The sequence below is a fragment of the Algorimicrobium echini genome (genome assembly GCF_900115185.1).
Classification (GTDB): domain Bacteria; phylum Bacteroidota; class Bacteroidia; order Flavobacteriales; family Flavobacteriaceae; genus Algorimicrobium; species Algorimicrobium echini.
In genome coordinates, this window is record NZ_FOVN01000002.1 from 136,032 (window position 1) to 148,326 (window position 12,295).

Annotated in this window: 13 protein-coding genes; 7 read left to right on the plus strand and 6 right to left on the minus strand. The window is 32.3% G+C overall.

The window, feature by feature from the left end; genetic code table 11:
• Positions 1–19: 19 nt before the first annotated feature.
• Together BM239_RS06745 and BM239_RS06750 are read left to right on the plus strand one after the other, a co-directional pair.
• Positions 20–541: a fasciclin domain-containing protein gene (locus BM239_RS06745; RefSeq protein WP_092206913.1), complete on the plus strand. Its 522-nt coding sequence runs from the start codon at positions 20–22 to the stop codon at positions 539–541.
• A 186-nt stretch (positions 542–727) separates the two neighbouring features.
• Positions 728–1,306, plus strand: coding sequence for a fasciclin domain-containing protein (locus tag BM239_RS06750; protein WP_177208996.1), 579 nt, complete (start codon positions 728–730; stop codon positions 1,304–1,306).
• An 86-nt stretch (positions 1,307–1,392) separates the two neighbouring features.
• Here the strand turns inward: BM239_RS06750 and BM239_RS06755 are convergent, their stop codons facing one another.
• The 5 genes from BM239_RS06755 to BM239_RS06775 form a co-directional block, all read right to left on the minus strand.
• Positions 1,393–1,650: a DUF6952 family protein gene (locus tag BM239_RS06755; protein WP_092206915.1), complete on the minus strand. Its 258-nt coding sequence runs from the start codon at positions 1,648–1,650 to the stop codon at positions 1,393–1,395.
• Positions 1,651–1,655: 5 nt separating this feature from the next.
• Positions 1,656–1,964, minus strand: a complete 309-nt coding sequence (locus tag BM239_RS06760) for a thioredoxin family protein (RefSeq protein ID WP_092206916.1) — start codon at positions 1,962–1,964, stop codon at positions 1,656–1,658.
• 108 nt (positions 1,965–2,072) lie between these two features.
• Positions 2,073–2,711: a peroxiredoxin gene (locus tag BM239_RS06765; protein WP_092206917.1), complete on the minus strand. Its 639-nt coding sequence runs from the start codon at positions 2,709–2,711 to the stop codon at positions 2,073–2,075.
• 141 nt (positions 2,712–2,852) lie between these two features.
• On the minus strand, positions 2,853–4,319 hold the full coding sequence (gene nhaC, locus BM239_RS06770; RefSeq protein ID WP_092206918.1) for a Na+/H+ antiporter NhaC: 1,467 nt from the start codon (positions 4,317–4,319) through the stop codon (positions 2,853–2,855).
• Between the two features lie 199 nt (positions 4,320–4,518).
• Positions 4,519–5,718 (minus strand): aminotransferase class I/II-fold pyridoxal phosphate-dependent enzyme, encoded by a 1,200-nt coding sequence (locus BM239_RS06775; RefSeq protein WP_092206919.1) that lies wholly within the window; start codon positions 5,716–5,718, stop codon positions 4,519–4,521.
• A gap of 169 nt (positions 5,719–5,887) precedes the next feature.
• Between BM239_RS06775 and BM239_RS06780 the strand changes: the two genes are divergently transcribed.
• The 4 genes from BM239_RS06780 to lpdA all read left to right on the plus strand — a co-directional run bounded on the left by BM239_RS06780 (position 5,888) and on the right by lpdA (position 10,486).
• Complete coding sequence (locus tag BM239_RS06780) at positions 5,888–6,346, plus strand: Lrp/AsnC family transcriptional regulator (protein WP_092206920.1); 459 nt, start codon at positions 5,888–5,890, stop codon at positions 6,344–6,346.
• 96 nt (positions 6,347–6,442) lie between these two features.
• A complete protein-coding gene (locus BM239_RS06785) occupies positions 6,443–8,038 on the plus strand; it encodes a S41 family peptidase (RefSeq protein ID WP_092206921.1) in 1,596 nt (531 codons plus the stop codon).
• Positions 8,039–8,087: 49 nt separating this feature from the next.
• Positions 8,088–8,858: a response regulator transcription factor gene (locus tag BM239_RS06790; protein WP_092206922.1), complete on the plus strand. Its 771-nt coding sequence runs from the start codon at positions 8,088–8,090 to the stop codon at positions 8,856–8,858.
• 227 nt (positions 8,859–9,085) lie between these two features.
• Positions 9,086–10,486: a dihydrolipoyl dehydrogenase gene (lpdA, locus tag BM239_RS06800; RefSeq protein WP_092206924.1), complete on the plus strand. Its 1,401-nt coding sequence runs from the start codon at positions 9,086–9,088 to the stop codon at positions 10,484–10,486.
• Positions 10,487–10,607: 121 nt separating this feature from the next.
• Here lpdA and BM239_RS06805 read toward each other — a convergent pair whose 3' ends face one another.
• The gene (locus BM239_RS06805; protein WP_092206925.1) at positions 10,608–11,282 is read right to left on the minus strand and encodes a class I SAM-dependent methyltransferase; all 675 of its coding nucleotides are present in this window, start codon (positions 11,280–11,282) and stop codon (positions 10,608–10,610) included.
• Positions 11,283–11,487: 205 nt separating this feature from the next.
• On the opposite strand from BM239_RS06805, the gene BM239_RS06810 reads away from it, so the two are divergent.
• The gene (locus BM239_RS06810; RefSeq protein WP_092206926.1) at positions 11,488–12,132 is read left to right on the plus strand and encodes an alpha/beta hydrolase; all 645 of its coding nucleotides are present in this window, start codon (positions 11,488–11,490) and stop codon (positions 12,130–12,132) included.
• Positions 12,133–12,295: the final 163 nt, after the last annotated feature.

The window sequence follows — 12,295 nt, forward strand, 5'->3', positions numbered from 1 at the left end:
TAACTAAAACAATAACACTATGAAAAACAAAAATGTAATTAAATCTTTAATAGTAAGCCTTATGCTTCTATTAGTTTGTAATGTACAAGCTCAAGACAAGAATATTGTAGAAACTGCCTCTGGATCAAACGATTTCTCTACGTTGGTAGCTGCTGTTAAAGCTGCTGATTTGGTGGATGTTTTATCAAGTAAAGGTCCATTTACGGTATTTGCACCAACAAATGCAGCTTTTAATAAACTTCCTGATGGAACTGTTGAAGGTTTATTGAAGCCAGAAAGTAAAGAAACGCTTCAAATGATTTTAAAATATCATGTTGTTTCAGGTTCTGTAATGGCAGCCGATGTTGTTGATATGATTAAAACTTCTAATGGTAAAGCTACTATTGTAACAGTAAGTGGTAACAAATTAATGGCACAAATGAAAGATGGTGCGGTATATCTTGTTGATGAAAATGGTAATTGGTCCAAGATTACGGCAACTGATATGAAAACATCTAATGGTGTAATTCATGTTGTTGATTCCGTTTTGCTTCCAAAATAACGCCTTAATTAATAGCATTAAAAAGTCACTTTATCATGAAGTGGCTTTTTTTTTGTTTAAAATTTTAGCAATTGCTGTATAGGTCTAAACTGTTTCAATTTAATTTTTTCAACCGTAAAGAAAACCGCCTTATTAAAAATTACGTTAGTAGAGTATAAACAAATTAATAACTTAAAAAATACCAAAATGAAAAATTTAAAATTAGTAACCCTAGCCGCATGTGTATTTACATTATTACTATCTATGAATATGAGTGCCCAAAGTAAAATGATGAAACAAGACACAAAAATGGTTGGTGGTGCAGAAATGTATCCAACTAAAAATATTATTGAAAATGCTGTAAACTCAAAAGATCATACCACGTTAGTAGCAGCTGTTAAAGCCGCTGATTTAGTAGATGCTTTATCTAGCAAAGGACCATTTACCGTTTTTGCCCCAACAAACAGCGCGTTTGATAAGCTACCAAAAGGAACTGTTGATAATTTATTGATGACCGAAAATAAAATGATGTTACAAACCATTTTAAAGTATCATGTTGCTTCTGGTAAATGGAACGCATCAGATATTATGAAAGCCATTGAAAAAGGAAACGGGAAAGCCAAAATTGAAACTTTAAGTGGTGGAATATTAACAGCTTGGATGAAAGGAAAAGACCTTTACTTGTCAGATGAGAATGGGAGTTCAGCTCAAGTAACAATTGCCGATGTGAACCAATCTAATGGTGTAATTCATGTAATAGATGCAGTTTTATTACCAAAATCCTAAATAAATAATTAGTCTTTATTTTATTTGAATTTAAAAAGCCACTAAAATTGAATTTAGTGGCTTTTTGTATTTGATAAAAAAGTTTTTTACTTGTCTATAGAACCTAACACGCGCTTCATAAAACTATTTAAAGCTTCCTTTTGCGGTGTACCATCTTTAATCATTTTGTTTACCTCAATAGCACCATACATATTGGAAATTAATTCACCAATGACATCCAATTCTTCGTCTTTTAGTGAAGAAACTTCAGTTAAAGCCTCTAATGTTTCAATGGTTTCAAGGACATAATCTTCGTCATTTTCCGCAATAAATTGCGTTAAATGTTTAATTACAGGTAGTTTCATAGTCGTTATTTTACAGTATCAACAAGATCTTTTAGTACATCAAACTTATTGGTTTGTTCTTGACTAACAAATTCGCCTTTTTTAAAAGTTGCGAAGGTTGGTAAATTATCAACTGTAGCTAATTTTCTACTCTCCGGAAATTTTTCGGCATCAGCAATTACAAACGTAATATCATCATGTTCGGATGCTAGTTTCTTAAATTTTGGTTTCATAATGCGGCAATTTCCACACCATGTTGCTGAATATTGTACTACAACCGTATCATTATTATTAATGATATCCTGTAAATTATCTTGTTCTAATTCTTGTACCATAGTTTAAAGTTTTGGCTAATCAAAGTCCTTCCAAACTGGAAGGACTTTTTTTAGGTGATTAATATCAGTTGTATTAAAGTTTTTTAAAGTGAAGATAAAATCCTCAAATTAGTGAGATGCTAAATATGCAGCTGTTCCTTTTGCGTTAGCTTGCATAGCATCTTTTCCTTCTTCCCAGTTTGCTGGACAAACTTCACCATTTTTTTGAACGTGCGCATACGCATCAATTAAGCGTAAAAATTCGTTTACGTTTCTTCCAACTGGCATATGATTAATACCTTCATGGAAAACGGTTCCTTCTTCGTCAATTAAGTACGTAGCTCTGTAAGTTACATTATCACCATCAACAGTTACAATTCCAGTGTCTTCATTGTATTGTTCGTTAGTAATATCTAAAATACCTAATGTTGAAGCTAAATTTCTGTTTGTATCTGCTAAAATTGGATAGGTTACACCTTCTATACCACCATTGTCTTTTGGTGTGTTTAACCAAGCAAAGTGTACTTCAGGTGTATCACAAGATGCACCGATTACAATTGTATTTCGCTTTTCAAATTCTTTCATTGCTGCTTGAAAAGCATGCAATTCTGTTGGACAAACAAAGGTAAAGTCTTTAGGGTACCAAAATAAAACAACTTTCTTTTTATTGTTGATTGCTTCTTCAAGAACGTTCACTTTAAAAGTGTCGCCCATTTCATTCATTGCGTCTACGTTTAAATCTGGGAATTTTTTTCCTACAAATGCCATGTTTTTATATTTTAATTGTTATTAATTTTCTCAATGACAAATATAGCAACAAGATGTAGCTTTACGCGTGAAATGAAATTCTAATTTCTTATTGAATTATAACTTAAATTTATAGTGCGTTTAATAATCGATAGTTTTTGATTATTTTGAAGAAAGTTCTCTAATCTTAATGTTTAACGCTGCATATAATAAGGTCATAAAAGGACTCAGCCAATTAAAAATGGCAAATACAAAATAATCTGCTACAGATACACCCAGTACGCTACTTTGATAAGCACCACAGGTATTCCATGGGATTAACACTGATGTAACCGTTCCTGAATCTTCGAGTGTTCTACTCAAGTTTTCTGGAGCTAAACCCTTGTCTTGGTAGGCCTTTTTAAACATTTTACCGGGAATAACAATTGCTAAATATTGGTCGCTTGCAATAGTGTTTAATCCTAAACAACTAATAACGGTACTTGCAAATAATCCGAAAACTGATGAAGCAAAAGACAACAATACTTTTGTTATTCTGGCTAATGCGCCAATAGCATCCATGATACCGCCAAAGAACATGGCACAGCAGATTAGTAAAATTGTCCAAATCATACCTTTCATGCCACCAGCAGCAAATAAATCGTTAAGTTTATCATTGTCTGTAACAATTTGCGTATCTGTTAAAATTGCATTTATAGTAGCACCTAATTTTGAATCGCTTAAACCATCTAGAATACTAGGTTGAAAAATAAAAGCAAATACAGCTGCTAAAATTACACCTACACCAAGAGCAATGAGTGGTTTGGTTTTTAACAGTATGAGAGCAATAACTACCAAAGGCACGATAAATAACAGCGGTGTTATGTTAAAAGTGTTTTCTATGCTAACTAATAGGCTACTCAAATCGGCTGTTCCAGTAGTATCTATAGACATACTCATGATGGAGAATGCTATTAACGTAATAATTACAGTTGGTACGGTTGTTAAAGCCATATACCGAATGTGTGTAAATAAATCCGTACCAGCCATAGCAGGCGCTAGGTTGGTGGTATCACTTAAAGGCGACATTTTATCACCAAAATATGCACCTGAAATGGCTGCGCCAGCAATCATACCAGTTGGTATGCCTAAAGCACTACCAATTCCAATTAAAGCAATACCTACGGTAGCAGATGTGGTCCATGAACTGCCTGTTGCAATTGAAATAACGGCACAAATGATTACGGAAGCTGGTAAAAATATTGACGGATTTAATACTTGTAATCCATAATAAACCATTGCAGGTATTACACCACTAATAAGCCATGTTCCAGCTAAAGCACCTACTAAAAATAGAATCATGATGGGAACAAATACACTACGCAAATTTTCCCAAACTTCTTTCATCATTATTTGAATACCAACTTTATTAAAAAAACCAACTATTGCAGCTACAGCAGCTCCTAATAATAAGATAAATTGATTGGAATATTCACCTAACGCTTCACCATCAGCAAAAAAGATATTGTAAGCCAACATCAACATTAAAATAACTACAGGGATTAATGCTTCCCAAATACTTAACTCTTTATTTTCAATGATAGTTTGGTCTTCAATTTCAAAATCTGATAGGTTTTTATCGTCCTGCATCTTGGTTGTTAGTTTCGTTAGGATTGTAATGTTACGATTTTCGAATAAAGTATGCAAATACTAAATTCGTCTTTCAAGATTAGATATGTGATTATAAACTGATTATTACATACAAAAAAGCGTCAAACTGAAATACATTCAATTTGACGCAGATTTAAATTTTAAACTAATTCTTATTTGTAAGACAGTCAATTCATGTCTATAATATGTTTAAGGTTTCCATGCAAGTTCTCATGGCTCTATAGGTGCGTTCAATATCGGCATCTAATCCAATTGAAAAACGAATTAAACCATCACTTAGTCCCATTTCTTTTTGTTCATCTTCGGGAATTTCAGAAGACGTAGAGCTACCTGGAGCTGAAAATAATGTTTTATAAAAACCTAAACTTACGGCTAAATAACCTAAATTTTTCTCTTGCATTAATTCCATTAAAGCATTAGCCTTTTCTAAAGAGCCAACATCTATAGTTAACATACCACCAAAACCATATTTTTCATTCATCATACTTTTAAATAAGGCATGTGAAGGGTGGGAGGCTAAACCAGGATAAACTGTTTTTAAACCATCTGCTTCAAATTTTTCGGCTAAATAGGTTGCGTTTACACTATGTTGTTGCATTCTAATGTGTAACGTTCTTAAGTTTTTTAATATGGATGCTGCTTGTAAGCTGTCCATGGTAGAGCCTAATAACATACATGCGCCATCATTAACATTACGTAAATCATTAATAAACTCTTGGGTTCCACAAACAACACCACCAACTGTATCACTAGAGCCGTTGATAAATTTAGTTAAACTGTGAATTACAATATCAGCTCCTAGTTGTGCAGGTGAAACAGATAATGGCGAAAATGTATTATCTACTACTAATTTTAAATTGTGCTTTTTAGCTAATTTTGAAAGGCCAGCAATATCCGCAACTTCCAAAAGCGGATTGCTAACAGATTCACAGTACAGAATTTTAGTGTTTTTAGTTATAGCTGCCTCTACAACATCTAATTTTGTAATATCTACAAAACTTGTTTTAACATTAAATCTTGGTGCAAAATTCTTTAAAAAAGCATAGGTTCCACCGTATATTGTGCGACTTGAAACAATATGGTCTCCAGCGCCACAAAGTTGCATAATAACAGGTGTTATGGCTCCCATACCAGATGCTGTTACATTGGCTGTTTCTGTTCCTTCCATGGCTGCTAATGCTTCACCTAGATATAGGTTAGAAGGCGTGGAGTGTCTTGAGTATAAATAGCAACCATCTGCATTCCCTTCAAAGGTGTCGAACATGGTTTTAGCCGATAAAAAAGTATAGGTTGATGAGTCTGAAATAGAAGGATTTACACCTCCAAATTCGCCAAAATATTGTAAATCTTGGATGTTGTTTGCTGGTTTGAATGCCATAATAGGTGAGTTTATACGTTAATATTACCGTAAAATTCGTAAATATTAGATAATATATCAATAGATATGTTTAAATTAGGAATATAAAACTATATATAGTGGCTTTTATAGTTTATATTACATCAGTTTTGATTATTATTGTTTTTTAAAAGAAAATTTTTCCCTAACTATGAATTTTGATGTAACCGATTTAAAACTTTTGCAGTTTCTCCAAGAAGATGCCAAACAGACTAATAAAGAATTGTCTAACAGGTTAAATTTATCAGTTACTGCAGTTTATGAGCGGATAAGAAAATTAGAACGAGAGGGTGTAATTTCACAATATGTAGCTTTAGTTGATAAAACCAAAGTATCTAAAAGCTTTGTAGCATTTTGTCACATTAAACTTGTTCAACATACACAGGAAAATATTATGAAATTTGAACAAGAAGTCGCCAATTTAGAAGAAATTTCAGAATGTTATCACATTAGTGGCGACTATGATTATTTATTGAAAGTCATGGTGCAAGATATGGAGGATTTTAGAGAGTTTATGGTAAAGAAACTCACATCCATCAACCATATAGGTAGCACACACAGTATGTTTGTTATTAATGAGGTAAAGCATACCACAGCCATAATGATCTAATATAAATTATTATTTATTTATTTATGAGAATCTATTTTCATTTATTAAAAATAACTGCGTATTTCGTTGTTTTAATTATACGAACAGAATAGCGTTATGAAACATCCATATTTTTGGTTTCTAATATTAATATTTATTTTACAATCCTGCGGAAGCGTTAAAAAAAACAATGCTATTGTAAGAAGTCTGCATAGTCCGAAAGAACTGCATGAGGATGTAGATGCAGTATATAATCAGCTACAAAAACATCATCCACGTTTATATCAATATATTTCAAAAGATGATTTAGATTATAAATTTGACAGTTTAAAAACAACCTTAAAAGAACCACTTTCCAGTCATGATTTTTATGAAAAATTAGCACCTGTTCTAATGGCTGTTAGGCAAGGTCATATTGCGGTTATGCCACCTCAAATAGAATTTACTAGAAAAGAGCGTAAAGCCTTAATGAAAGAGCGCTTTGAGTTTTATGATTTAGACTTTAATTATATAGACAAAAAATTATGGGTTTCTGGTTCAAAATCTGATTCATTACTAATAGGAAGTCAAGTACTTCAAATTGAAAATGAACCAACAACAGATTTGGTCGCCAAATATCAAACGCAATATGCTTCAGATGGTTTTAACAAAACCCTTTTTGATAGACAAATGGGGCGAGCTTTCCAAAAATTATATGCTCGAGATAAAGGCTTTTTAGATAGTTTAAGGGTAACATTCAGCAAACAAGATTCGCTATACACCCGAGTATTTCGTCGGATTCCAAAAGATTCTACAACCATAAAGATGGACTCCTTAAAACGGATTAAAGACTCTATTAAAATAGCCAATCTTACCAAGGCTGAAAAACAAATTGAAAAACAAAAAGCCAAAGAGAAACGCCTAAAAGATAGAATTTTTGGTTTTGAAGGATCAAACGGTAAGTACACAAGAAATTTTAATTATTTAGAGTCTGATAGTTCAGTTGCTATCATGAAAATAAGAGGTTTTGGAAATGGTAATTTTAAAAAATTCTACAAGCAAAGTTTTACACAGTTAGACTCCTTAAAAACCCCTAATTTAGTTTTAGACTTACGTGATAATGGTGGTGGACGTATAGAGGAAATAGCTTATTTATATCGCTATTTAGCACAAGAAGATTTTCAGTTTATAAACGCTAGTGAGGTTACTAGTCGATTGCCTTTTATGGTATATACTATGAGTAATGGGAGTCCATTAGGGTTAAAAATTGTGGCTGGAATTTTATCACCTTTTATCGTAACACATAATTTAATTAAAACTAAAAAGGTAAACGATACAATTTACTATAAATTCAAATATGCTAAAATGCAATCGCCTTTTGAGAATAATTTTAAAGGCAATTTGTATGTGTTAATTAATGGGAATTCATTTTCGGCAACATCCATTTTATCAACAAATATTCAAGCCAGAAATTTAGGCACATTTGTGGGCGAGGAAACGGGAGGTGCCTACAATGGTACGGTTGCAGGGTTATTTAAAATCTACGAATTACCAAATAGCAAGGTTCGCGTCCGTATTGGATTAATGCAAATTGATGCACCTTATAAAGTTGAGCCTGATGGCTATGGTATTAAGCCAGATGTACCGATTATTCCGACTTGGAATGATGTTTTAAACGAACGAGATCCAGAACTGGAATGGATTTTAAACCATATAGAAAACCAAAAACAATAGATTTTTAGTAACTTTATAATATTTAAAACTATACACAACCTAAAAATAGATGCTTTATAAAAACATCAAAAAGATTTATCATGATATTTTTAAGTCCTATGCACATCCAGAATTAGATACGCATATTAAAAAAATCATGGAGTTAGATGTGTACTTGCCTTACAGTTCCACTTTTTTCTGTATTACGAACACTCAAAATTTAACTTTTGAATTTGTTAGTAAAAACATGACAGCTTGTTTAGGTTTAGACAAAGAGGTTTTGATTTTGGAAGGTATGCGTAATTTCTGGAGTCGTATTCACCCAGAAGATATTGAATTATGGTTAAAGGGGTTGAATGACTTAATGGAATTTACGTTAGCTGAAATTCCTATAAACCAAAGATATAGAATGAGCTATACCTGGAATTACCGATTAAAAAATGAGCAGAATAATTATGTAAATATTATTCAAAACACGACACCTTTGGAGTTCGATTCTGCCATGAAACCCATTATAGGATTAGCACATTATACAGTAATAGATATTAATGTATCCATGCCAATTACCGTTTGTGCAAAATTATTGAATGAGAAAAATGAATATGAAACCAAGTATTTCAATAACTATTCACAAAAGCTTTTAACAGATGGATTAAGTAATCGTGAGCGTGATGTTATCCGTTTATTAACTATCAATAAAACAAGTAAGGAAATAGCGGATTTATTGAATATTAGTCCTAATACTGTTGACACTCATAGACGGAATATTCTAAAAAAACTAAACATTTCCTCAACTGGTGAATTAATTGGCATGCTTAAAATAAATACTACTTTCTTATAAAATTACTCAATTTGAGTATTGTATAAACTGAAATAAAGCACCAATTTTGTAATGCTATTATTTGAGGGAGTACCTTAAAATAAGGGCAACCTAGTAAGTTACTAGCGTTGCCCTTTTTTTTATATCCCACTTTCATGTGTTTATTATGATATGTTTTTTTTATTGCCTTCCCATAAAACATTTGTATTTTTGTACTCGTTTTAAAACAACTTGAAAAAAATATTAATATGAATTCATACGATGTCGCCATTATTGGTTCTGGTCCTGGAGGTTATGTAGCAGCTATTCGCTGTGCACAATTAGGATTAAAAACTGCTATTATAGAAAAATATTCAACTCTTGGAGGAACTTGCTTAAATGTTGGTTGTATTCCAAGCAAAGCACTTTTAGATTCGTCGCATCATTATGAAGATGCCGTAAAGCATTTTGAAGAGCATGGTATTGATATTCCTGGTGATATTAAAGTAAACTTAAAACAAATGATTGCCCGAAAGCAGTCCGTTGTAGATCAAACTACAGGTGGTATAGATTTCCTAATGAAAAAGAATAACATTGATGTTTTTCAAGGTTTGGGAAGTTTTAAAGATGAAACACATATTATCATTTCTGGTGAAAAAGAAACGGAAATTGAAGCAAAAAACACGATTATAGCTACTGGAAGTAAACCTTCAAGTTTACCTTTTATAAGTATTGATAAAGAACGTGTTATAACATCCACAGAAGCGCTAAAACTTAAAGAAATACCAAAACACCTCATTGTTATTGGAGGCGGTGTAATTGGTTTAGAATTAGGACAAGTTTACAAGCGTTTAGGTGCTGAAGTGTCTGTTATTGAATACATGGATCGTATCATCCCTACTATGGATTCAGGACTTTCAAAAGAACTAAATAAAGTGTTGAAAAAACAAAAATTCAAAATCAACATTTCCCATAAAGTAAAATCTGTTGAACGCAAAGGTGATGAAGTTATTGTAAAAGCAGATAATAAAAAAGGTGAAGAAGTAGAATTTAAGGGTGATTACTGTTTAGTATCAGTTGGTCGTCGTCCCTATACTGACGGCTTAAATGCGGAAGCAGCAGGTGTAAAATTAAATGATAAAGGTCAAATAGAAGTTAACGAACATTTACAAACATCGGTTAAAAATATTTATGCTATTGGCGATGTTATTAAAGGCGCCATGTTAGCGCACAAAGCAGAGGAAGAGGGCGTATTTGTTGCGGAAACTATTGCAGGACAAAAACCACATATTGATTATAATTTAATTCCTGGTGTTGTTTATACATGGCCTGAGGTGGCTGCTGTTGGTCAAACAGAAGAGCAACTGAAAGAAGCTGGCATAGAATACAAAGTAGGACAATTTCCAATGCGTGCATTAGGAAGAAGCAGAGCGAGTATGGATTTAGATGGATTCGTAAAAATTCTAGCCGATAAAACAACCGATGAAATTTTAGGGTTTCACATGGTTGGTGCTCGAGCAGCAGATTTAATTGCTGAAGCCGTTGTAGCCATGGAATATAGAGCATCTGCTGAAGATATTTCGCGCATGTCTCATGCACACCCAACATTTGCAGAAGCTATCAAAGAAGCCGCTTTAGCTGCAACAGATGATCGTGCTTTGCATGTGTAATTTACTTTGAATTCATTTAGTTTTATACAAGGAACTTTACTATTTGAAATTAACTATTTAAAACCACTTCATGATTGAAGTGGTTTTTTGGTTGATAATAAATTTAAACTGAAACCATATTTCAAAACATCTTGTAAAGAGTCGTAACTATTATTCCTTTGTCATGATCCAAAGGAATGGATAACAAAGGTGTTTCTTCTTTTACAATCCAATTAAAAGGCGCTTTTAAGAGGTTTAAACCGCTTTGTTTTTTTAGCCGAGTGCCTTGTCCAGAAATGATATCTTTATTAGAAATAAAAGAACCTTTCGGAATATGCTCCGTTATAATAATGTATTTGTAAACAGTTAGTTTATCAAGAATACTCTGTACTTCAGCATTAGAAATATGTTGTAACACTTGCCTTATCAGGGCACAATCTGCAAATGGTAAATTATCTTTTGCTAAATCTAGGCTATAAAACTCTAAATTTTCAGCTTGGAATTCTTCTTGGTTATACCGTATTAAATCGGGTACGATATCCACTGCTATATACTTATTTGTGAAGTTATAGAGTTGTTTTCCAATATTAAAATCACCACAACCTAAATCGGCTACGGTAATAGGATAATCAAAAGAATTTAAAAAAAATTTAACCACTTCTATGTAAGGGTTTACCAAATCAGGATGATGTGAACCCTCGCCAGAATAAAAGCGAGATGTACCACTTCCCCAAAGATTATTGTTATAAACCTGTTGCATTGCAGCTTTTGTTGGCCAAGGCCTTTTGGTGCGTTTTAGGTTGTCTTTAGTTGTCATGAATCATCATTTAGAATCATTTATTTTGTTATAAAATTACTAATTACAAACCTATAAGTGAAGTATTCTTTAATTAACTTTTACTATTTCTAACGGTTCGTGACACAAAAAAAAGTCCTATACTAATTTAAAGTAAACTGGTTTTATTTGATTAGTTTTGGTTAAGATGTTTTAATTGGTAGAATTTTTTAATTTCAGTAAATTAATGAAAATTAGTGTTTTAACAGTTGTTTTGTTGTTGTTAATTGGTCTTGTTAGTACCAAAAAACAGGATAAGCGATTTTTGTTTTTTCTACATAATCGATTTTTAGAAGTAAATCAGTTAGAGGCCAAACATCCCGAATTTGGTAGAACGGAATACAACGAGATTTTAGCTGAATTTTCTAATAATGGTTTAGAGGTCATTAGCGAAAAACGCCAAGGAAATGTAAACGCACGACAATATGCTCTTGAAATAGTTAATCAAATAGACAGTTTAATTGCTTCAGGAATAAGTCCTAAAAATATAACCGTCGTTGGTACCTCAAAAGGAGGTTATATAGCACAATATGTTTCAACCTTTGCCAATAACCCTAATTTAAATTTTGTATTTATTGCGTGTTTTAGAGATAGCGACATACAAGCCATACCAGAAATTAACTACTGCGGTAATATCTTAACAATTTTTGAAGCTTCTGATACATATGGTGTATCTGCTTTGGAGCGAAAAGAAACATCCACATGTGTTATTAGCAATTTTAAAGAAATAGAACTACATACAAAAATGGGACATGGGTTTTTATTTAAGCCTTTAAAAGATTGGATGTTGCCTACAATTCAGTGGGCAAAAGGAAACTACAAACTAAACTAAAACTATTTTATCTTGAATTGCAGTTAAATGAATATTTTAAATACGTTTAAACCGTATAGGTATTAGATATTTTTTTTATATTTAACTATACCATGCTCGCTGCTACTGATAAGACTTTAAGTGTGTTAGCGCAATAAAATTGGTTTTATTTAGTTAAATAATA